Annotated in this window: 24 protein-coding genes and 4 tRNA genes; 11 read left to right on the top strand and 17 right to left on the bottom strand. The window is 66.4% G+C overall.

Translation table 11 applies throughout. The features are described 5' to 3' along the window. Positions 1 to 47: 47 nt before the first annotated feature. The gene (locus tag RM788_RS12245) at positions 48 to 374 is read left to right on the top strand and encodes a hypothetical protein (RefSeq protein WP_315931739.1); all 327 of its coding nucleotides are present in this window, start codon (positions 48 to 50) and stop codon (positions 372 to 374) included. Continuing rightward, on the top strand, positions 371 to 793 hold the full coding sequence (locus tag RM788_RS12240; protein ID WP_315931738.1) for a hypothetical protein: 423 nt from the start codon (positions 371 to 373) through the stop codon (positions 791 to 793). The genes RM788_RS12245 and RM788_RS12240 overlap by 4 nt, the downstream gene beginning before the upstream one ends. A gap of 116 nt (positions 794 to 909) precedes the next feature. Here RM788_RS12240 and RM788_RS12235 read toward each other — a convergent pair whose 3' ends face one another. The 3 genes from RM788_RS12235 to RM788_RS12225 form a co-directional block, all read right to left on the bottom strand. After that, on the bottom strand, positions 910 to 1,113 hold the full coding sequence (locus tag RM788_RS12235) for a DUF397 domain-containing protein (protein ID WP_315931737.1): 204 nt from the start codon (positions 1,111 to 1,113) through the stop codon (positions 910 to 912). A gap of 25 nt (positions 1,114 to 1,138) precedes the next feature. Then, positions 1,139 to 1,993 (bottom strand): helix-turn-helix domain-containing protein, encoded by an 855-nt coding sequence (locus RM788_RS12230; RefSeq protein WP_315931736.1) that lies wholly within the window; start codon positions 1,991 to 1,993, stop codon positions 1,139 to 1,141. Positions 1,994 to 2,359: 366 nt separating this feature from the next. Next, complete coding sequence (locus RM788_RS12225; protein ID WP_315925923.1) at positions 2,360 to 3,775, bottom strand: NF041680 family putative transposase; 1,416 nt, start codon at positions 3,773 to 3,775, stop codon at positions 2,360 to 2,362. A 344-nt stretch (positions 3,776 to 4,119) separates the two neighbouring features. On the opposite strand from RM788_RS12225, the gene RM788_RS12220 reads away from it, so the two are divergent. Beyond that, positions 4,120 to 4,320, top strand: a complete 201-nt coding sequence (locus RM788_RS12220) for a hypothetical protein (RefSeq protein WP_315931735.1) — start codon at positions 4,120 to 4,122, stop codon at positions 4,318 to 4,320. Positions 4,321 to 4,477: 157 nt separating this feature from the next. Beyond that, entirely contained in the window at positions 4,478 to 4,654 is a 177-nt protein-coding gene (locus tag RM788_RS12215; protein WP_315931734.1) for a hypothetical protein, read from the top strand. A gap of 298 nt (positions 4,655 to 4,952) precedes the next feature. On the opposite strand, the gene RM788_RS12210 is transcribed toward RM788_RS12215, so the two are convergent. The 13 genes from RM788_RS12210 to RM788_RS12150 form a co-directional block, all read right to left on the bottom strand. Then, positions 4,953 to 5,411: a phage terminase small subunit P27 family gene (locus RM788_RS12210; RefSeq protein ID WP_315931733.1), complete on the bottom strand. Its 459-nt coding sequence runs from the start codon at positions 5,409 to 5,411 to the stop codon at positions 4,953 to 4,955. Positions 5,412 to 5,767: 356 nt separating this feature from the next. After that, entirely contained in the window at positions 5,768 to 6,052 is a 285-nt protein-coding gene (locus RM788_RS12205; protein WP_315931732.1) for a hypothetical protein, read from the bottom strand. A 33-nt stretch (positions 6,053 to 6,085) separates the two neighbouring features. Continuing rightward, positions 6,086 to 6,952 (bottom strand): hypothetical protein, encoded by an 867-nt coding sequence (locus tag RM788_RS12200; protein ID WP_315931731.1) that lies wholly within the window; start codon positions 6,950 to 6,952, stop codon positions 6,086 to 6,088. Positions 6,953 to 7,044: 92 nt separating this feature from the next. Then, positions 7,045 to 10,821, bottom strand: a complete 3,777-nt coding sequence (locus tag RM788_RS12195; RefSeq protein WP_315931730.1) for a phage tail tape measure protein — start codon at positions 10,819 to 10,821, stop codon at positions 7,045 to 7,047. A gap of 1 nt (position 10,822) precedes the next feature. Continuing rightward, positions 10,823 to 11,173, bottom strand: coding sequence for a hypothetical protein (locus RM788_RS12190; protein WP_315931729.1), 351 nt, complete (start codon positions 11,171 to 11,173; stop codon positions 10,823 to 10,825). 34 nt (positions 11,174 to 11,207) lie between these two features. Further along, complete coding sequence (locus RM788_RS12185; RefSeq protein WP_315931728.1) at positions 11,208 to 11,507, bottom strand: hypothetical protein; 300 nt, start codon at positions 11,505 to 11,507, stop codon at positions 11,208 to 11,210. Positions 11,508 to 11,560: 53 nt separating this feature from the next. Then, positions 11,561 to 12,925, bottom strand: coding sequence for a YfjI family protein (locus RM788_RS12180; RefSeq protein ID WP_315931727.1), 1,365 nt, complete (start codon positions 12,923 to 12,925; stop codon positions 11,561 to 11,563). Between the two features lie 122 nt (positions 12,926 to 13,047). Continuing rightward, entirely contained in the window at positions 13,048 to 13,584 is a 537-nt protein-coding gene (locus tag RM788_RS12175) for a hypothetical protein (RefSeq protein ID WP_315931726.1), read from the bottom strand. Then, complete coding sequence (locus RM788_RS12170; RefSeq protein WP_315931725.1) at positions 13,581 to 13,793, bottom strand: helix-turn-helix domain-containing protein; 213 nt, start codon at positions 13,791 to 13,793, stop codon at positions 13,581 to 13,583. The genes RM788_RS12175 and RM788_RS12170 overlap by 4 nt, the downstream gene beginning before the upstream one ends. A gap of 356 nt (positions 13,794 to 14,149) precedes the next feature. After that, a tRNA-Val gene (locus RM788_RS12165) sits at positions 14,150 to 14,221 on the bottom strand. Between the two features lie 52 nt (positions 14,222 to 14,273). Then, positions 14,274 to 14,717 carry a TIGR02611 family protein gene (locus RM788_RS12160; RefSeq protein WP_315931724.1) on the bottom strand — a complete coding sequence of 148 codons (444 nt, stop codon included), beginning with the start codon at positions 14,715 to 14,717 and terminating at the stop codon, positions 14,274 to 14,276. Positions 14,718 to 14,739: 22 nt separating this feature from the next. After that, on the bottom strand, positions 14,740 to 15,558 hold the full coding sequence (locus RM788_RS12155) for an anti-sigma factor (RefSeq protein ID WP_315931723.1): 819 nt from the start codon (positions 15,556 to 15,558) through the stop codon (positions 14,740 to 14,742). Beyond that, positions 15,555 to 16,250, bottom strand: coding sequence for an RNA polymerase sigma factor (locus RM788_RS12150; protein ID WP_315931722.1), 696 nt, complete (start codon positions 16,248 to 16,250; stop codon positions 15,555 to 15,557). Before RM788_RS12150 ends, RM788_RS12155 begins: the two co-directional genes overlap by 4 nt. 242 nt (positions 16,251 to 16,492) lie before the next feature. Here RM788_RS12150 and RM788_RS12145 point away from each other — a divergent pair, with 242 nt between their 5' ends. From RM788_RS12145 to RM788_RS12120, 6 genes are all read left to right on the top strand, one after another. Next, complete coding sequence (locus RM788_RS12145; protein ID WP_315931721.1) at positions 16,493 to 16,918, top strand: SsgA family sporulation/cell division regulator; 426 nt, start codon at positions 16,493 to 16,495, stop codon at positions 16,916 to 16,918. Between the two features lie 145 nt (positions 16,919 to 17,063). Then, positions 17,064 to 17,136 (top strand) — tRNA-Gly (locus RM788_RS12140). Positions 17,137 to 17,192: 56 nt separating this feature from the next. Next, positions 17,193 to 17,264: transfer RNA gene (locus RM788_RS12135), tRNA-Cys, on the top strand. A gap of 1 nt (position 17,265) precedes the next feature. After that, positions 17,266 to 17,337 (top strand) — tRNA-Val (locus RM788_RS12130). Positions 17,338 to 17,756: 419 nt separating this feature from the next. Continuing rightward, a complete protein-coding gene (locus RM788_RS12125; RefSeq protein ID WP_315931720.1) occupies positions 17,757 to 18,014 on the top strand; it encodes a type II toxin-antitoxin system Phd/YefM family antitoxin in 258 nt (85 codons plus the stop codon). Beyond that, complete coding sequence (locus RM788_RS12120; protein WP_315931719.1) at positions 17,999 to 18,409, top strand: PIN domain-containing protein; 411 nt, start codon at positions 17,999 to 18,001, stop codon at positions 18,407 to 18,409. Before RM788_RS12125 ends, RM788_RS12120 begins: the two co-directional genes overlap by 16 nt. Here RM788_RS12120 and RM788_RS12115 read toward each other — a convergent pair. Then, positions 18,406 to 18,681, bottom strand: a complete 276-nt coding sequence (locus RM788_RS12115) for a hypothetical protein (RefSeq protein ID WP_315931718.1) — start codon at positions 18,679 to 18,681, stop codon at positions 18,406 to 18,408. The genes RM788_RS12120 and RM788_RS12115 overlap by 4 nt on opposite strands. 161 nt (positions 18,682 to 18,842) lie before the next feature. Here RM788_RS12115 and RM788_RS12110 point away from each other — a divergent pair, with 161 nt between their 5' ends. Further along, entirely contained in the window at positions 18,843 to 19,250 is a 408-nt protein-coding gene (locus tag RM788_RS12110; protein WP_315931717.1) for a hypothetical protein, read from the top strand. Positions 19,251 to 19,641 lie beyond the last annotated feature (391 nt).

The following is a 19,641-nucleotide window of genomic DNA, read 5'->3' as shown; positions in this document are numbered from 1 at the left end:
TACGAACACCAACCGAGGGCCTTGATCGGACAACGGAGGTCCGACCCATGAAGAAGCGTAGCGTGAACAATGGTGACGCAGTGCTGGGATGCCCGGATTGGTGTGAGGACGCCGCCACCGGCCACCCGTACGACAACGTGACGGCTGAGGGCTACTCGGAGCGGCACCACAGGATCGTCATGTTCGAGGGGGATGGCGTCTTCCTGGAGCTGGTGCAGCCCGAGGTGCTCAAGCCGACCGGCGTGGAGTTGGTGGACGACATCTGCATGACCATCGGCGGGAGGTCCCGCCAGATGACCGGGGCCGACCTCGTGCGGTTCGGCGAGGCGGTCCGTGCCGCTGCCGACGTTCTGAGCAAGAAGGCCAGCCAGTGAGCGGGCAAACGCCCTTCCGGACGCGAACCCCTCACGACCCTCCCGGCTCGGTCGCCATCGAAACACTGCTCGACTGGTGGCTGGCTGCTCGACGGCGGACGTTCCTCGCCGAGCACGCTTCGGGGCACCCCGAAACGTTGGACGCGGCGGACTACCTCACCGAACTCGCCCTGGGCTCTCGTATCGCCGCTGAGGCGACCAACGGACGGTGGGCGGTAGTTGCCCGGCTGCTCACCACGGGCACCGTGGAGGACTGGCACCTGGTCGGCGAGGCCATCGGAGTGACCGGTGAGGAAGCCGCTGCCGGGTTCACGTCATGGCTGACCAGTCAAGCCGCCCTGTATCGGAGTACCGGGCTCGGGCTCACCGCGGCTGAGGTCTCCAAACTCGTGCGTCTGGCAGATTCTCTGCCGAACTAGTCCAGGAATGCCCTAAGCGGTACGGAGGGCATCCACGGGCTGACTGCGGAGTTTTCGGTGACGTCAACGAGAAGCGCCCCCGGTGCCATAGGGACACCGGGGGCGCTTCGCTGTCGTCAGCCGTCGAACTGGTCCACCTTCACCGCGTCGAGGAACGCGGTCAGCCCGGACTGCCGTAGCAGCAGCACGGGACCAGCCGGGTTCTTCGAGTCGCGTACCGCCATGACCTCACCGACGTGCGCCACCTGGACGCAGTTGCCGTTGCTGCCGTTGCTGTAGCTGGACGTCCTCCAACGTGCGCTTGATAGGTCCGGGGTCATAGCCCGCACCTCCTTCGTGTGGCCCTCACAAGTGCTCAATCACCCTAACCAGCATCTCCAGCGAGTTCTCGGGAGAAGCGGCGCTCTCGACCAGCTCGGCGAACACGGAGGCGTACCGCTTGATCTCGGCCGCGCTCTTGAGGTGGTGCCCGCCGCGGTCGTTCTCCAGGTACACCGTGTCCAGGCTCGACTCGTCGTCGAAGTGCAGGAGAGTGAACGCGCTGCCCATCACCGGGTGCTCGCCGGTCGCGAAGGGCAGCACCTGCACGGTGGCGTTCGGGCGCCGCGCCACCTCGGCCAGGTGCTCGATCTGCTCCCGCCACACCTTCGGGCCGCCGACCGGTCGACACAGAACCGCCTCGTTCAGCACGAAGTGCAGCCGCGGGACGTTCCGGTCCTCGAGGTGCTCTTGCCGCGCTCGGCGGAACTCGACCGCTCGAGCGACCTCGTCATCGGAGTGGGTGGGCCACGTCTTCCTGGTGATCGCCTCCGTGTAGGCGGGCGTCTGGAGAACGCCGGGGACCAACTCGAGTTCGTAGGTCCGGATGGCGTCCGCGTCGACCTCGAGCCCGAGGAAGTTCTTGAACCACTCGGGCACCGTGTCGCCGAAGGGCACCCACCAACCAGGCTGGTTCGCCTCACGGGCGATGGCGATCAGCTCGTCAGCGCGGTCGCCGACGCAACCGAACAGTTGCAGAAGCGACCGGACGTGAGCGAGCTTCACCGCCTGGCGGCCATTCTCGATCTTGCTGATAGTCGAGGTGCTCACGCCCAACCACTCGGCGGCTTCCTTCGGCGTCTTGCCCGCATCGCGGCGCAGCGCACTCAGCAGGTGCCCGAGCCGCACTCGCAGGATGGTCGGACTGGGACGCTCGCTCACTGCTGCCTCCAACGGCTCTGATGTGGTCAGTCTGCCTGCGCTTCACGCTGTAGAGCTACCGGGTCACCCGGTCGGTTCATCGCGTAGACGAAATTCGTCCAGTAGATTCGTGGAGCGACTGAGGGGCTGGTCCCCGCGGTTGGCACCCACCCCGGACCAGTGGCCCTCACAAGCCGGTCCGGGGTGGGCAGGGGCACCGAGCCCGCCTAGGCGGGTCCCAGCTCGGTGCCCCACCTCCCGCCGATAGACGTGCCCGGCTCGGCGGGGCCGTCCGACCCGATGTCGGACACGGGTGGCAGGGCCGGGATTGGTCCTGTCACCCCTGAACCTCTCGGAGGCGAGATGAACGCGGTCTTAGCTTTTTGTTTAACCATTGATGTCCGTTTTTGGGGTCTTGCCGGGGGCATGGAGTGGGGCTCGGCGGGCGTTTCGTGATCCTGCTGGACGCCCAGGACCGGGTCGGGAGAATTTCGGCGCGCCGGCGGGCAAGGCTGCCGCCGGTCGAACTCGACGAAATCCCCGTCGGACCCTGGCCGGGGACAACCTGTCAGGTGTGACCGCCTTCCGCTCCCAGGGACGCCGTAGGTCCTCCACGAGAGGACGAGCCAGCCGAAGTTGGGTGTAGGCAACGATCACCAGCCAGGTCCATCGATCCGCCGCCTCGGGAGTCCGGATACGGGGCGTGGTCCAGCCCAGGGTTTGCTTGAAGAACCGAAAAGTGTGCTCCAGATCGAACCGACGCAGGAACGCCTGCCACAGGCGGTCCACCTGTGCGGCGGTGGTCGCGGTGGCGGAATGCCACAGCCACAACGGTTTCGGTGTTCCCGTTCCGGGCAGCCGCTCGACTTGGAGTCGGATCACGGTGCCCTCGATGATCGGGAGCGGGCCATGGTGGCCTGTCCAGGCGCCGGTGCGGGTCAGCGTGGGATGCAACCGATCCCACGAGCGGGCGTGCGCGGCTCCGTAGCGGGCGGTGTCGGTCGTCGTGGTGTGCGTGGGGGTCGACCAGGTCGCCGGATCGGCGAACGCGAACCGGGTTCCGTGCCGGGCACTGCGGCCACGGGTGCCGGGTCGCCGTGGTGGTACGGGGAAAGCCAGCACCCGATCCGAGCGCATCCGTACCAGCACGTGGACCGGGAGATCGGCCAGCAGGAACGCCAGGCGGGGGCCGTCGTAGCCGCTGTCGCCGATGATCCAGATCTCGGGATCGCCCTCGCGCCAGTGTCCGGCGGTGATCAGCGCGTCCACCACGGTGCGCAGTTGGGTGGCGGCCAGGTCCGTGTGGTCATCGCTCGGGCGTACCCGGAGGACGTCGAGCATCGCCGTCCAGGAGGTGCGGCCGGGTTCCAGGGCGGCCACGAAGGAGTAGGGCCAGCCGGGGATCATCTGGGCTTGGCCTTTGCCGCGTGCGTAGGTGTGGCAGAACAGCCTGTCGGGGCTGGTGTTCGCATCGGGACGTAGCCAGTGGCTGACGTCGATCCCCAGCATGATCCGACCATCGTGACCACGCGGAATCTGTTGGCGGGCTATGACATTACGGAATCGACCGATGTCGATCCGGCCCTGGTTCAGACCGTCGTACAGGCTGCCGTGGCCACGACGGTGCTCGGTGGCCAGCGACAGTTCGACCAGCGATGTGACCGGCCCGTCAGCGCACAGTGCACTGTCGGTCAGTTCGAACAACGCGTCCGCTCGCGCGGTCAGGCACTGGTGGAAGGCGTGGCGGAACTGGGAGAGGTCCCTCAGCGCGGCGGCCGTGCCGGGGTGGTGCATACTGATCATCGAAGCCCTTGGTTGTGATCTTCCTTCTGTCGCAAGAAGAATGATCAACCAAGGGCTTCATCCATGATCAACCGGGTGTCCCATCGGGCTCCGAGACCTTAAAACTCAAGCTTAGTCGCCATCGGCGCACTCACCCTTGCCGCGTTCGCCTTCATCCCGCAGTACAACCGCCGTCGAGTCCGCATCCGGACGGTTCGCCGCGTCAGGGGCGCGCTGACGTGGCTTGAGCCTGTGGGCTCGGCGGCGGTTCCCGATCGCCCCGCTGCCCTTGCGCCCCCGACCAGGGGCAGCGGTGGCTTCGGCACGAACGGTGCCGAGCACCGCCCGAGGCATCGGAGGGCATCGTGAGTGAGCTGCACGTAGTGAGACCGTTCGTGCCGGACGTGGCTCGGTGCATGGTCCACTTCAACGCGGTCATGCGGCTGCTGCTCGACCGCGACACCACGGCCGCCGATCTGTACCTGACCGGCGTCAAGGCCGACGACGGGGAGCAGGTCTACGCCACGGTGATGCGGATGCTCGCCGCGGCACATGACGAGTCCTGATCCTGCACGGGCCTGGTCCCCGTTCAGGTCGGTGACCAGCCACTTTCGGGGATCCCAGAAGATTTTCCCGGCGCCGGGAAGCTTCTTCGTGGCGTCGCGAACATGGTCCTGGGAACCACTGCCGTAACAACAGCGGTTGCCGAGACGAGGAGAAGTCATGAACTCGGAAGTGCGGTCCATGCTCTCCGTCATCGGCGGCCTGCTGCCCGTCGCGGGCGTGCTCCTGTTCGTCGTGCCCGCCGAGAACATCTGGCCGTTCGTGCTGCTGTTCTGGGCGGTCGGGCTCGGCCTGCTGATCGGCCCGGTGCCGAGCGCCCGCAAGTCCAACACCTGACCCGCACGTCTGTTACGGACGTGCAGGTTTGCGGCCTTCCTCAAGGAGGTCACAAGCAGGGTGTCGGTACTGACGACCCCCTTGGATTCACGACTGACCTCCCTCAAGCAGGTCTGTCGACTGAATCCCCTGAAGGGACTCAGTTGAACTGCCCCCCTTGAAGGGGGCCAGTTGCGCCACGCGACCGGAGACCATAAGTACAGGTCAGACCGCCCTAAACTCCCCGAACCAGGTCAGTCGTGGGCACCACCCCCATGACTGAACTCCCTCAAGGAGTTCAGTTGCGGGCCTCAGCCCCTCAACTCAGTAGCCGTCCAGGGTTGCTGGTGAGCAGGTCACTGTCCTCGCCGTCGCTGCCCGGCATCGTCAGTGAGGCCCGGTCCGAGGGGTTCAAGCCGAACCGGCCGCCGAGGCTGACCATCAAGCCCATGGCCTCGCGAGCGATCTGCCAGGCCGGGTTCTTCCGCAAGGCGTAGATCAGGGTTCCATCGGACAACTCGCGAGCGACGGTCGTGCAGCTCGCCCCGTTCTCGGCGATGTTCCGCAAGGCATCCTTGGTGATCACCACCACGGCGCAGAGTTGAGCGAAGGCGTCGACGTCCCAGGAGGTCAGCACGCCTTTCGCCATGAGGTCGGGTGCCAGCCGGTGCCACACCTCCAGGGAGCGGTCATCGAGCCAGTCAGGGGGCACTACCTCCATCATGCTCGGCACGGGTTCGTTCAGGTTGAGCCGCGAGGTTCGCTCGCCGTGCAGCACGGCGAGGTTCGTGGGCCTCTTGGCGGGGCCTCTCTGTCCCATCTGGTACCTCCTGGGGTGAAAACTCGAAAACCTGGCAGCGCGTACGTGGGCCTTGCCCGGGGCGTCGTGGCAAATGGGTGAGGGGAGGGGTCACCCCGTGGGTGCATAACCGCAGGTCAGAGACTTACATAGTCGATCAATGCAATCACATAACCGCAGGTCAGGGCACACGGCACCGGTGGCAACCACTGCCGTGATAGCAGTGGTTGCCACCCCTCGACGCTGGCAGGTCTAGGCGTGGACCTCACAGTCCGCTCGCTGCCATCACTCCCGCACGCTGGGGTGAGCGGGTGATGTTGACGCCGTGTCTGTGGTCAGGCTGCCTCAGGCCCCATGTTGTCGGGCAGCTCTGGTCCAGCGCCGGTGAACTGGAGCCCGTCGCCTGCCCCTTCGAGGGTGGCAGCGGATGCCTGGTGTCCGCGCTCTGCCTGTCGACGGACCACCGTGCGCGCTGCCTCGTCGCCACGCTCGGCACGGAACATCACCCGTCCGTAGGCGACGCTGCCCGGCTTGGACTTCAGGTCTTCCGCCTCCCCGATGGCAGGGTCCGCCTGGCCGTGCTGTCGGCGGTACTCCTCGATCCCGTTCTGAACGCTCATGTCTGGCCTCGTTCCTGTGTGGTGAGTGGGTGGCTAGCGAGGGAGTCCGGCGCCACCGTTGGCGCGCTGAAGGTTCCGGGCGTTGTCCTGCTTGCGAATCACGCTGGGCTCCAAGGCCATCGGGGTTCGGTTGGTGACCTCGATGAAGCGGTGGGACTCCTCGACGCACTCGGTCACCGTGGGCAGCCACACGTGCTCTCGGTGCTCGACAGCCCACAGCAGGAACTCCCGGTCAGACTTGGGGAACGCCCGCGGGTTGTGGCCCTCCGTCGGCCACGGGGGCGGCGTGTTGCCGTTGGGGTTCCACAGGGCTTCGATCGTGCAGAGCCCGAGGTGGACGCCTACGTCCTTGTTGGTGAAGGGGCGCGAGGGCTCGTAGTGCGTCCACGCCGAACGGGTGATGGCCCACTGCGTGCTGCGCAGGTCGGTGTAGTTGGCGGCTGTGGACAACAGGTCGGCCCAAGCGCCAAGGGCGACCGGCCCGCCCTCGATCACGGCTTCTGCGGTGCGGGCGGCGCCCATGAGGCTCAAGGCCCTCTCGGTCTCATCGAGCAGCGCGGCGAGGTAAGGCTTGAGGGCCGACAGCATCAGGTCTGCGTTGCCCTGCTCTGCCTGGTCCCACTCGTACTGGAACTCCTCCGAGAACTGGCGCAGCGCCCCGCGGCGAGCATCCATCTCGGCCTGCCCGCGCTCGGCCGCCAGCAGACGGGCGCCGAGGTCGGGGGCCACCTCAGTGCCAAATCGAAGCGCCTCCTTGGCTTGGGCCATCACCTCGGGGTGGGGCTGCCAGTCCGCTCGGTGCGGGCGCTTCAGTTCGTCCTGCACGGCCGCGTGCGCGGCCATGATGCCCGCGAGTCCGGGCACTGCCGCTCGGGCTTCCTGGAGGTAGTAGTTGCTCACTGGTGAGGTCCTTTCGGTGTGGTTACCCGCGCCTTGAGGCTTGGGTGAGTGTGTTGTCGCACAAGGGTTTGCGGACTGACTGAGGGAGTTCACTAGCGTCCCTTCTTGCCTACGCCCTGGGCGAGCATCATGCGGAGCTTGGGGATGGTGCTCTGCTCAAGCGCCCGGACCGCGCCGACCGTCGCACCGCGGGCGTCGATGGCGAAGTGGTACTGGTCTCCGCCGGCAACTGGTGCCGATGCCCGCCCGGCGGCGATACCGCCTAGGGCGTACTGGCGAATGTGGTAGCCCATCCGAGCGGCGGTCTCCTGAAGCAGGGCCTGCGACCGCTGGGACTGGTTGATCGGGATGTAGGCCTCGTCGTCGCGCAGCCGGTCACCGACGATCCGCCACGTGTTCGGCGGGACGATCTGGGCGACCCCGCCTTTCATGGGGGTGAGCTTGTGGAAGCCGCCTGAGGCGAAGGCCTGCGCTACACCGCCCGTCAGCGCGGACCCGAGGGAACCGAAGGCGTCGCTCTTGAGGAGACCCCCTGCGGCCATCGCGGTCAGGATGTTGCCCTTGGCGTTGAACGCTGCCTGAGCGGATCCACGGGGCGCGATCGGAACACCGGTGTCGTAGTACTGGATGGTGATGGTCTTGGTAGCGGGGGCAGTGGCCGCGGCGATCTTCGAGTTGAAGTCGCCATCGTTGGCCGTGATGATGATGTCCTTGCCGCCAGGCACTCGCTCGACAGTGAAGCCGACCGCCTCCAACTTCGCCTGCGCCGCGTCCGACAGACTCTCGACGTGGATCTCCTTCAGTCCTGGGACGTCCTCGACCTTCTTCTTGAGGAGGAGTAGTTCGATCTGGGCCTCGGTCATGTTCGGCTGCGCGATGCGGGTCGCGATCTCCTCCGGGATCAGGCCGTAACGGTCGAGTACCGCGTTGATCTGATCGCGGTTGAATCCCCACTTCTCGCCCTGAGCCACCAGGGCATCGCGAGTTGTCTGGATCGACCCTGCCGCTTTTGCCATGGCCGTAGGGATGTCCTCGTTGTTGGCTCGCGCCACCTCGAAGGTCTTCAAGGCCACCGATCCGGCTTCGGTGCCGATGTCCTGTAGGGAGTCGAAGAGCAGGCGTCCGTTCGGCAAGGTGGTGTTGATCGACCCGTTGGCGTTGAGGAGGGCATCTCCCCAACCCTTTGTCTTGTCGACGTTCTCACCGAATGCATCGCCGAGGCGGTCCAACTGCGCGTTGAGGCGGGACTGCGCGGCCTCCAGGTTGACGTTGCCGCCGGAAAGTGCGTCCATGGCGTCCTTGAGTGCACGGGTCTTCTCGTCCGCCGTGGCCGTCTTGTTCGACAGGATCGCCATGGCGTCGGAGAGAGTCCGGCCCGACTCGCTGGCCTTCAACATCGACCCGTGGCCGCCGTTCAGGGCGATCTCCAGGTCTTTGTTGTCCTGAATGGCCTTGTCGTACTCCCCGCCGAGCCCGTCGAGGGCGCTCAGGAGGGTCTGAGCGGCCTTGCCGGTGTCGTTGATCGTGGGGATCGTGCCCGACTTGCCCGTGTTCGTGTACGAGGTGTTGGCCTTGACGATCCCTTCGAGCTTGGTCTTCAAGCTGTCCATCGAGTTGCCTTGGCGAAGGGACGCGTTGGTGATGTCTCCCATCGAGATTCCGAGGCTGCGGGCAGCTTCGACGGCGTCCTTGTACTGGTCGGTGCCGAGGAAGTTCTGAGCCGCGGTGAGGCGGACGTTCTCGGTGATGGCCCCGTTCGCCTCGCGCAGTGCCGACGCGAGGTTCTGCGAGTTGGCCTTGTGAGCCGCCGTCGCCTGAGCCGCCTTCTGCTGGCTGTCCGCCAAGAGCGACAGGCCGACCGAAGCGACCACCAGGGCGGCACCGAACGGACCGCCAAGAGCGCTCACGAGACCGGACCCGAGGGACTTGAGGCCAGAGCCCGCCGCGGCCGCGATACCCGCCGCGGTACCGAACCTCTCGACCCCCTGGGAAGCGTCCTGGAACGCCGCCCGCATCCCCGACAACGCCGGGCTGCGCTCGACCAGCGTCCCCAGAGCGGCGGACATGGTACTGATGGGCTGTCCCGCCGCGGCGGCGCCATCCTTGATGGCCACGGTCTGATCGCGGAACGCCCTGGCCGAGGCCACAGCGGGAACGGTGCTCGTGTTGAACGCCGCCATCCCCGAGCCGAGACGGCCGACAGCTTCGCCGTTGGCCGTGGCGAGGCTGCGTTGCACGGCCATCTCGTCGGAGAACTGTCGGACACCGGAGAACAGCTTGGTGTCGCTGAAGACGTTGGAGGCGACCTTGAACGCGACGAACGCCAGGGCAGCGGACTGGATGGGACCGGGCAGGGCGGCGAAGGCGGAGACGATCCCACCGACCAGCTGACCGATCGGGACCAGGATCCCGGAGGCGACCTTGACCGCGGTCCCGAGAACACCGACACCTGCACCCAGCGCGGAGACCGGGCCGTCCCCGTCTGCCGCTGCCTTACCCAGTGCCTGAATCCCTTGCGCGACAGGCTTCGCCCCTTCGACGACGTTCTTGATGACCCCGGTGAAGTCCTCCCAGAGGCCGATACCGCGGTTCACAGCCTCGTTGAGCGGGTTCACGGCACCACTCGCGATGGGTCCGAGAACCTGTCTCACGGCCGTGCCGATGACCGCTCCGCGGGAGGTGATCGCCGAGGCCAGCCGCGGGCCGTACAGCTCGCCTGCCGAGACAGCGGTGTTCAGCCCGTCAACGACGACCTTGCCGAAGGTGTCGATCTTCTCCGCGCCCGACCTGACCAGCTTCTCAAGCGGCCCGTCGATGGCCTCGAAGATCCCGATGCCGGTGGTTTCGAGCTGGGACTTGAGTCCGTCCCAGGCACCGCCGAGACCCTTGGTCTTGGCTGCGGAAACCTCCGCCGCGCCACCGGCCTTCGTGACCGCAGTGGCCATGGAGTCGAACGCCTCGGTACCGGACAGGGCCAAGGCGTTCGCCGTCGTCAGACCCTCGTTGCCGAAGGCTGCCGCCGCTGCCGCTGCGAACTCGGCGTCGGTGAGCTTGCCCTTGGCGGCAGACAGTTGTTCGGTGATCGTGCGGAGTCCGACGAACTTGCCTTCAGCCGTGAAAGCGTTGACTCCCAACACTTCCAGCGCCTTCGCGGCCTCTTTGGACGGGTCCGAAAGGGACGCCAGGATGCCACGGAGGGACGTACCGGCCTGCTCGCCGCGGATACCCTGCTGAGCCAGGAGACCGATCGCCGTGGCGGTGCTGTCGATGTCGACACCCATCGCCCGCGCTACCGGGCCCACGTACTTCAGCGCACCCGCCATGTCGGTGATCTCGCCGCTGGCCGCGTTGGCGGTGTTGGCGAGAACGTCCGCGACGTGCCCGGCCTGATCGGCGGCGAGGCCGAACTGGTTCAGCGCGTCGGACTGGATGCCCGCCGCTGCCGCCGCGTCGATCTGCGCTGCCGCCGCGAGTTGCAGCGTTCCTTTCGCCGCGGTCATGGCCTCGTCGACGTCGAGCCCGCCCTTGGCGAGTTCCTTCATCGCCGATGCCGCGTCGGCCGCCGAGGTACCCGGCAAGGTGAGGTCTGAACCGAGGGTCTTGGCGACGTCGCCAACCTTGGCCATGGCCACGCCGGTGGCACCGGTGACGGCCTGAAGCTCGTTGAGGTTCGCCTGGTACTCGATCCCGACATCGAGCACGTTCTTGAGGCCCACAGCGGCGATGGCGGCACCACTCGCGATGGCGACGCCGAGACCCTTGCCAAGAGTGGACGCGATACCAGCGGCGCCCTTGAGGCCGGAAGCGAGTTGGCCAGGGATCTTGGATGTGTCGGCTACGACCTCGATCTCGATCCGCCCGCCCGGCATCTCAGATCACCTCCCCGTCAAGCGCGCCCAACTCGGAGGCGATGAACCGGAGATCGGGTAGGGAGTCGACGCCCTGTGCGCGGCTGGTCTCGACCACTCCGGACAGGATCACCCTGCTAAGGGTCTGCAAGGCGATGATCGCCGCAGGGCGGAACTCCTCCGCCTCCATCGACCGGGCCGTCTTGGCGAGCAGGTCCTGAACCGCGTCGGTGTTGTCGCAGTGAGCGGCCAGGGCGAACGCGAGGTTCCGGCCGCGGGTGTTGGCCAGCGTCGCGTTCATCAGCGCAACGGGGTTGCCCTCGTCGTCGAGGAGCATTTCGAACTGGTCCGGGTCCTTTCGGATCTCCGCCACGGGTAGGCCTCTTCTCTGGTGCAGGGGTAGGGGGTCAAGAGGCGGTCCGGGTGGCGGTGGTCCCGATCCATTGCCGGATGACTCCGGCGTGTCGTGCGGTCCTGGTGCTGGTCGTGTAGCCGACGCGCACGATGCGATCGGCGGAGCTGTAGGCGGAGAACAGGGCGGGCAGGAGGTTGGGGGCCATCCGCCGCTGGACGTCCTCAGGCAGTCCCTCGTGGACGTCGTCTGCGGTGAACGGCGCGCCGGCGTCGACGAGCGCGTCGAGGACTGCCTCGATGTGCGTCCGGTAGCCGCGGTGTACGGCCTCGTCTGCATCGATGACGGCGGCCACACCTGCGTCACGGAGGCTGGCCCCGATCTCTTCACTGCCAAAATTGCCAATACTCATCGGAGCGCCTCCGGGTTCACGTCGTAGATTTCGGTGGGTCGGCCGCGGCGACGGGGTGCGTCGTTCACGCGGAGGGCTATCCAGCCGAGGTCGTCGAGGTCGGCGAGTGCTTCACGCACGTCCTCGGTAGCAGTGGCCCAGACTTGCCCGCTGAGATCGCGCCATGCCTGCCGAACGGTGAACTCGGTCAAACCCTTGCGGCGCAACCAAGTCAGTACCGCCCGCGCCGGTTCGAGTGGGCTACGCCTGCCGCTCATGAGGTCGAAGGCAGCGACGGCGTGACTCACGAAGTACGGGGCCAGGTCGATGGCGTCCCGCATCTCGGTTTCGGCAATTTCGGCAGTGTCGGGGTGCTCGAACAGACTCATCAGGGCCGCGACTCGGACGAGCTGTCCGGGCAGCTTGTTCGCCCAATCCGCGATGTGGGCCAGGTCGCCGACCTCGGGATGGAGGCGGGGCTCCAGTTCGTCGCGGTAGTCGTCGAGCACCTTGCGAGCCGCTTCGCTGATCCCGATCTCCTGAGCCACCTCGCGACGCCAGGTGGTGTCGATCAGGTGCCCGATCTTCCCGGCGTACTCAGAGGCCACGACTTCAGCCACGGGCACGGTCCGAGAACTGCGACCACCGACCAGCGACGTGGGGAGCGCGAACAGGAACCGGGCGAGCAAACCCGTGTAGCGGAAGGACTTCGACTCGGAGAGAGATGCCAGGAGTCCGGGCTGTACGGCCAAGCCGATCGACAGCACCGGCTCTGCGAGGGTCAGCGGCTCGCGGGACACTCGGTCCACCCGACAGAAGTCCCCCGACCACGACTTCAGGACCAGGTCGGCGTTCGCAACGCCACTGGAGTACCTGCCAGCCAGGGTTGCGAACAGTCCGCCTTCTGCCGAGAGGACTCCCAGTCGGCCACCTTGCTCCGCCATGAGTTTGGCCATCGCCTCAGGCGTCGAGTCGTCGGCGAGTAGCCGCGGGATGGGAGGCACGACGGTGGACTCCAGCTCACGTACCGCACCTTCGAGGTTCGCGATGCCCGTCGAGCTGGTGTCTCCCGTGCGCTTGATCTTCTCGACCGCCGATTGCCGCATGTCCCGAAGGGCGCGCTGAATGACGACGTCCGGTGCTGCGTCTTCTGCCAGCCGCGTCTCCAGTTCCCGGAGCGGAGCGGACAGGGCGTTGAGCACCGGCGACTTCCGCTCACCGGAGGGAACGGCGACCGCCGAGTAGATCGACAGGACTTCGGTCCAGTCGGGAGCCACGCGAACACGGATGCGGCCACCAACGGACGTCGCCAAAATTGCCAAAATCAGGAGGAACGGCAGGTCGCGAGGCACTTCGTATGCCCGTGCGACGTCGTCCACCATGCGCCACAGAGCCGCTGGACGTCGCTCCGCCGCGGGCGGGAGGGGAGTTCTGGCAATATTGGCGATGGGTTGAGGGGTGGCCCACGCCTCCGCGGGTGGGTCAACGAACCATTCCGAGGGGGTCAAGCGGCACCGCCGAACTCGGCTTCGGCCAGCCGCTGCGCCCACCATGAGGCCCGCTCGACGTCGCCCTCCGCCGCGAAGTGGGCACGGATGCGCTCCCACTCGGCAAGTTCTTCAGAGCGCGCCTGGTCGGCCTCGACGTTCGCCCGTGCCATCTCAACGAGTCGCTGACGGATGTGCTCGACCAGTTCGGCGACGATGCCCCCGTGGCCCACCACTTGCACCCGTGAGGCTCCCCGACAGAGGGCAGCCGCGGCCTCGCGCTCGCCGTACGAGAGGTAGTCGTATGGCAAATCCAGACGGCCGATGTTGATTCGAACCAGTGCGCCGTCAGGGTGAAGCCGTTGTGCCCCTTGATAAAAGTCGCCCCGGCTGTACTCGTAGACGGCATCGATCGGTACGCAGACCTCGACCATGTCGGAGGCCTTGCCTACTTCGGATCGCGGGACCGGGGTGGTAGCGTGAGTGCTGGTCGATGCGATTTCCTGGGCGGCGCTTTCCTGGCGGGGGGCGCCGTTTCCATGTGTGGTGATCACGCGGCGTTCCCCCCCGCGGTGGGGATGGGGCGGGCGATCCGGTCCAGGTCGTTGAGGTCGATCTTCACGAGTCGCGGACCGACGCGGTACCCGGTGAGCAGGCCAGCGCTGATCCACCGGCGAATGCTGCGAGTGCTGACGTCTGCGTACTCGGCAGCTACCGCGATCGAAGAGAGTCGACGCTGAGTAGTGGTTACTTTCTGGGCCATCGCAAAAGCTCCTAGAAATGCGACGACGCCGAGCCAAGAGAAGACAGACCCGTCCTATGGGTCGATCTCCGCTCGGTTCGGCGTCGCGCCGTCTAGGAGAAGCACATCCCGGCATCGCGCCTAGGACGGCCAGCTCTTAGGTGGTCCCCGTTCGCCCTTGCCTGTGCACCTGGCGTCGCGCCTTCATGCACCCCTGGGGGCTAGCTAAAACTCGGTGTCTAGTTGTGACCGCAGATGTAAGCACGTGTCCCGGAAGGTTGCAACTCGGCATCTTTGAGACCGAGACCACTGGCACAGAACTGGCACGACGCAAGAAAGCCCCGGCGTAAACCGGGGCTGACCTGCGTTGATAGCTATGGGCGATACTGGGATCGAACCAGTGACCTTTCCGGTGTGAACGGAACGCTCTCCCGCTGAGCTAAACGCCCATCTTCAGTTGTCCTGCTCGCCGCTCTCGCGGTGTGGTCATAGCTTACAACATCATCCCCCGGAGCCAAAAATCGGGCTCTCCAACCACGGCTCGTGAACGCCGAACCAGCCGCCGACCAGTGCCAACGCGCCGAGCAGCCACAGGGTCGCGAGCACGATGAGGCCGGTGCCGGCGAGGACGAGGAACTTCACGAGGAGGGACTGGCGCTTGAGCCAGGCCACCCACAGGTCGTAGTAGTGCTTGGCGAACTTCAGCACCCGGCCCGCCCATTCGAACTCCGAGGCGAGGATGGCGAGGCCAGCGAAGACGACGAGCCAGCCGGGGCCGGGGTACGGGATCATCAGGACGCCGCCGATGAGCACGAGTCCGCCGACCACGCCGACGCCGATCCGGTAGGCGAGGTTGAGGCCGGGGTTGCGGCGGAACCACTGCCGGAACCCGTTGCCCTCGTGCTCCGTCCCGGACGTCGTGTCGTCGTGCTGCTCGGTCGTCATGAGCCGATCATCCCGTCTGCCGTCACACCGTCGCGACCTGACCCGCCGCCACCACGCTCGACGGCGTGGCCGGTGCGGTGCGCCCCGGCTCCAGCGAGATCGCGAAGCCGTGGTGGGCGTAGGCGCTCTTGTCCCAGGTCAGCCTGATGTCCTTGCTGCCGGGGGACACGTCGAACGTGGTGAGCGCCACGGGACCGCTACCGCTGGTTCCCCAGACGACGTAGGTCTCCTTGCTCGCGTCGTTCGGCGGCATCTTGTCCGCGACGACCACCGCGCTGGCGCCACCCGAAAGGAGTACCGCCATCGCGTCACCGCTCGACGTCCGCAGCACCGCCCTGTTCGTAGCCGGGTCCGCGGCGAGCCGCAGCGTGTTCTCCAACTGGTCGGTCCGCGCGTTCTGCGCAGCCACCTGGTCGGAGAGGTTGCCGAGGCGCTGACCCACCACCCCAGTCACGACTGCGACGAGGATCACAGCGGCCGCTGCGAGCAGAACGCGCGCGCGGCTGGCCTTGCGGCGTCGAGCGGCGTCGAGCGAGATCGGTTCCGCCACTTCCTGGCGGTCCGGCACTTTGGCCACGACGGGCGCGGGGCGTTCCTGGGGCGTGTGCTCGATGGCGTCCATCAGCCTGGTCTTCAGCCGTGCGGGCGGGTCGAACTGGGCGACCGACTCCCCGATCGCGGCCGTCACCTCTTCGGTGTTCCGCACCGTCCGCCTGCAGCTCTCGCACTCCGGGAGGTGCGAGCGCAGCAGCGCCTCCTCGTCCGGCTCCAACGCGTGCATGGCCCAGCCGACGGCCAGTTCCTCCTGGTCGCACCAGTCGGTCTTCGGATCCCCGCTCACCGGTGCGCTCCTTTGGGGTTGTTGGGGGTGGCGAGGTCCTGTGCTCCACCTGTCTCCGCTGTCCAGACCGACGAGAGCGTTCCCCGCAGTCTTCGGATGGCCGCGAACGTCCGCGACTTCACCGTCCCCAGGGGCACGCCGGTGAGCTTCGCCACCTCTATCTGCGTGTATCCCCCCAGGTAGGCGAGGGCGATGACCTGCCGCTGGTCCTCCGGCAGCTTCTTCAACGCCTCCCGCACCTCGGCACCCACGACGCTGCTCAACGCCTCCAGATCGGAGCCCGGAGCAGGCGGCACGTTGCGCTCGGAGAGCTCGTCGGTCAGCGGAACATTCCTCCGCCGCTGCGTGTTCTCCTTGCGTACGGCATCGACAGCGCGGTGGTGGACGACCGTCATCAGCCACGTGCCGAACCCGCCGCGCGAGGCGTCGAACCGGCTCGGGTTGCGCCACAGCGCCAGGAACGCCTCCTGGACGATGTCCTCGGCGAGGTCGGGGTCGACGCAGATGCGCCTGGCCAGCGAGTACGCGGGCTTGCCGTACCGGTCGTAGAGCTCGCCGAACGCGGTCCGATCGCCCTGGGCCAGTCGGGTGACGAGCTCGGGATCGGTTGGTCGGCCATCGCGGCCCCCGGCGTCCGCCGACCTGGAGTCGGCGGAGGTCGGTTGCGGCGGTGGAGCGGGCGAGTCAGCCACCAGAGAGGTCCTCACGTCCAACATTCGCACAACAGCCGGTACCGGGTTCAGGTTAAACCCAGCAAGATGGGTGGCGCCGACACCGAGCGGCCACGGAACGCAGCGAGGTTGTAGCGGAACGAAGTACGGATGACCCGGACGGGTGATCCGAACTGGCTTTTCATACGTTTTCCACCACAGAGACGTCACAACCAGGCAGCTCGGTCGTTTCCTGGACCGGGAAGGGAGAAAAGGTAACGACGATGCGCAACGATCACGTCACGCTCCGTTCGACAGCGGTCTTCGACCTGCTGGCGCCACGCACCCCGGCCGTTCCGGTCCAGGTGGAGCTCAGGTACGACACCAAGGACCCCTACGCGGTGGTCGCAGCCTTCCGCACCGGCAGGGCCGGCTGGGTCGAGTGGGTCTACGCCCGCGACCTCCTGGCCGACGGCCTCATCGCCGACGCGGGCGACGGCGACGTCCGCATCCGCCCCGCGGTCGACGATCCCGAGGTCGTCGTCATAGAACTCAGCTCACCATCCGGCCACGCCATGTTCGAAGCCTCAGCCCAGGAGCTGGCCGACTTCCTGGACCGCACCTACGACGTCGTGGTGCCCGGCAACGAGCACCTGTGGGTCAACGTCGACGAGGCACTGACCCACCTCATCTCCAACGACCTGACGTGAAACCCGAGGTCGGGGGCCCGTAAAGCCGTTACGGGTACCCCGATTTGATCTGGATGGCAGGCATGTAATAAAGTTCCCTCAGCACCACGGAAGACAGGAACGCAAGCCCCAAAAGGGAAAACGTCCCAGAATTTCGTGGAGCGGTGCGGACGTGGCGCAGCTGGTAGCGCATCACCTTGCCAAGGTGAGGGTCGCGAGTTCGAATCTCGTCGTCCGCTCGGTAGAGGGCCCCTTGGGCTCAGGCCAAAGTCTTGATGCTAGTCTTCAAGGCAATGGCGGAGTGGCCGAGTGGCTTAGGCAAGGGCCTGCAAAGCCCTGTACACGGGTTCGATTCCCGTCTCCGCCTCGGACGATTAGCTCAGCGGGAGAGCACTACCTTGACACGGTAGGGGTCACAGGTTCAATCCCTGTATCGTCCACAAGAAATATGCAGGTCAGAGCCCCTGTCGGTGATTTTCGCCGACAGGGGCTCTGACATTTTGGGAGAAATTTGGGAGACGATCTTGCTTTCCAAGATCGTCTTGATGCCGGTGAAGACCTACAACCGCCACAACCAATGCGCGAGTCAGCTTCCCCGTCTGGCTCCTCGGAACTGCCTTCCGTGCGGCCCCTTAGGGCCATGACCAGCGCAGACCCTGGCAACGTCGCGGAGACGCAGCCCTGGCATCGGCGAGAAGCCAAAGCCGCTAAACAGGATCCGGCCTCGATCAGGGGTGCTCGGCAGCCGATGGGCACTACCGCGCACGGTAAGTACTCGCACGTAAGAGTCATCCGCCAGCACTACGGGTGAACCTGCCTGGGCCTGCCGCCGACCAGCTAATTCAGATAGTCTGAACACATGCGCATCATGACCGCGTCAGACGCCTCGCGACGGTTCTCCGCCGTGCTCGACGACGCCGAGCACGGCGAAACCATCGTGGTCACCCGCGGCGGACGCCGGATCGCCGTCATCTCCCCGGCATCCGCCGCCAACGGCGCCGCCCTCACCGCGTTCGGCCGCCGCTGGGCAGGCAGACTCGACGACGACTTCGCCACCGACGTCGCAGCCGCCCGCGACGCAACCGAACTCGACGAGGACCCATGGGCCGGCGCCTGATCCTCGACACCGGCGTCCTCATCGACGTCGAACGCGGCCGCCTCCGACTCGACTCCGTACTCGCCCCCGAAGACGACGTCGTCATCGCCGCGATCAGCATCGCCGAATACGCCACCGGCGTCCTACTCGCCGACAACGAGAACACCCGCACCACCCGCCAGGCATTCCTCGACGAACTCCTCCAGGTCACCCCCGTCGAGGACTACACCCCCACCGTCGCCCAACACCACGCCACCCTGCTCGCCCACGTGCGACGCACCGGCCAACCCCGCGGCGCCCACGACCTGATCATCGCCGCCACCGCCATCACCACCGACCGCACCCTCGTCACCACCGACACCCGCGCCAAATTTGGTGAACTCCCCGGAGTCACCGCACGCCTCATCCAGGTCTAACACAAGCCACAGCACGCGAAACCGCCATCGATCACCAGACCCGGCGTGAACAGCGAAACGATCGCGACCGGCAGCGCTGCCATCAGCGGGCTGACCCTGCGTCGTGGCCGTGCCGCGGTCTGCAGCAGCAGATCGACCTGTTCGGCGGTGAGCACCACGGTCGCGGGGGTGTCGCGGTGGGCGTGCAGACCCAACCCGGATCGGTCGAAGCGTGTCGGGTCGTTGTCGGGGACGCCGTGCTCGGCCAGGAAACCGTAGAGTTTGCCGACCATCGCTAACTGGTGAGCGCGGGTGGTTTGGGCATCCCGGCGGCCACGAGGTCCAACTGCCACCGTTTGGCATCGGCCGTCACGTGGTCCCCTCTTGGTCAGACTGGTGTGAGACACCCCGTGTGAGGGTGGAGTCCTGATCGAAGGCGGGATCGGAGATCCTCATGACCGTGACCTCGCCATCCGACAAACAGCCCCGGCCCTCCCACCACGACCGCCAGGCTGATCCGGCACCACGCCCGTCCCGACGGGTGTTCACCCCGCGGTACAAGCTGGACATGGTCACCGAATACGAGAACGCCCCCAACGGGGAAAAAGGCGCGATCCTGCGAAGGGAAGGCCTCTACTCCTCCCACATCATCGAATGGGCCAGAGCACGCGACGCGGGACGCCTGACCGGTGAACCCGCGGGCCCTGACCCCTCGACGACACCACCGAGAAAATCCGCCGAACAGATCGAGCTGGAGAAACTACGGCGCCAGAACCAGAAGCTGACCTCCGATCTGACCAAGACCCGGATGGCGCTCGACATCATGGGAAAAGGTGTGCCACGAGCACGGGACGCTGCTTGAGGTAGTGAGCAGTTGATCGTGGTGCTGCACGGAAGATGGAGGATGTTGGCCCTTCGGAGTCGCCCTGCGGGGGTGATTTCAAACCGCCTGCTGCTGCCTTGGCCGAAGACCGTGGTGGTGAGCGACGCAGGAAAAGGCGCACATGATGCGTCAGGTGGGGATCGTGGAAGACGGAGCGCAGCCCCCAGCATGTGGGGGTCACTGTTGACGCGTCGTTACATATTCAGGTGACATCAGAACCGGGCACTACTTTTCGGCCTGGGATAAGCCTGGCGGGTGTCCGCTTATTGGCCAGGCGGTGTCCGGCGTGGAGGTGACGTGAGCCCGATCTGCTGCTTCCGTGCGGAACGTGGGAAGGCATACCCCGATACTGACAGCGAATTCGTCTCCG

Origin of the sequence: Umezawaea sp. Da 62-37, assembly GCF_032460545.1 — a bacterium.
Classification (GTDB): Bacteria; Actinomycetota; Actinomycetes; order Mycobacteriales; family Pseudonocardiaceae; genus Umezawaea.
The sequence above is the reverse complement of the archived record's forward strand: the minus strand, read 5'-3'. Positions and strand labels throughout refer to the sequence as shown.

What these genes read in the sequence shown, in the direction of transcription:
- RM788_RS12125 (WP_315931720.1), top strand. Translation starts at nt 17,757, where the DNA reads ATGCGCATCATGACCGCGTCAGACGCCTCGCGACGGTTCTCCGCCGTG.
- RM788_RS12195 (WP_315931730.1), bottom strand. Translation starts at nt 10,821, where the DNA reads ATGCCGGGCGGGCGGATCGAGATCGAGGTCGTAGCCGACACATCCAAG.
- RM788_RS12235 (WP_315931737.1), bottom strand. Translation starts at nt 1,113, where the DNA reads ATGACCCCGGACCTATCAAGCGCACGTTGGAGGACGTCCAGCTACAGC.
- RM788_RS12225 (WP_315925923.1), bottom strand. Translation starts at nt 3,775, where the DNA reads ATGATCAGTATGCACCACCCCGGCACGGCCGCCGCGCTGAGGGACCTC.
- RM788_RS12180 (WP_315931727.1), bottom strand. Translation starts at nt 12,925, where the DNA reads ATGGTGGACGACGTCGCACGGGCATACGAAGTGCCTCGCGACCTGCCG.
- RM788_RS12245 (WP_315931739.1), top strand. Translation starts at nt 48, where the DNA reads ATGAAGAAGCGTAGCGTGAACAATGGTGACGCAGTGCTGGGATGCCCG.
- RM788_RS12120 (WP_315931719.1), top strand. Translation starts at nt 17,999, where the DNA reads ATGGGCCGGCGCCTGATCCTCGACACCGGCGTCCTCATCGACGTCGAA.
- RM788_RS12115 (WP_315931718.1), bottom strand. Translation starts at nt 18,681, where the DNA reads ATGGTCGGCAAACTCTACGGTTTCCTGGCCGAGCACGGCGTCCCCGAC.
- RM788_RS12215 (WP_315931734.1), top strand. Translation starts at nt 4,478, where the DNA reads ATGAACTCGGAAGTGCGGTCCATGCTCTCCGTCATCGGCGGCCTGCTG.
- RM788_RS12110 (WP_315931717.1), top strand. Translation starts at nt 18,843, where the DNA reads ATGACCGTGACCTCGCCATCCGACAAACAGCCCCGGCCCTCCCACCAC.
- RM788_RS12160 (WP_315931724.1), bottom strand. Translation starts at nt 14,717, where the DNA reads ATGACGACCGAGCAGCACGACGACACGACGTCCGGGACGGAGCACGAG.
- RM788_RS12170 (WP_315931725.1), bottom strand. Translation starts at nt 13,793, where the DNA reads ATGGCCCAGAAAGTAACCACTACTCAGCGTCGACTCTCTTCGATCGCG.
- RM788_RS12145 (WP_315931721.1), top strand. Translation starts at nt 16,493, where the DNA reads ATGCGCAACGATCACGTCACGCTCCGTTCGACAGCGGTCTTCGACCTG.
- RM788_RS12205 (WP_315931732.1), bottom strand. Translation starts at nt 6,052, where the DNA reads ATGAGCGTTCAGAACGGGATCGAGGAGTACCGCCGACAGCACGGCCAG.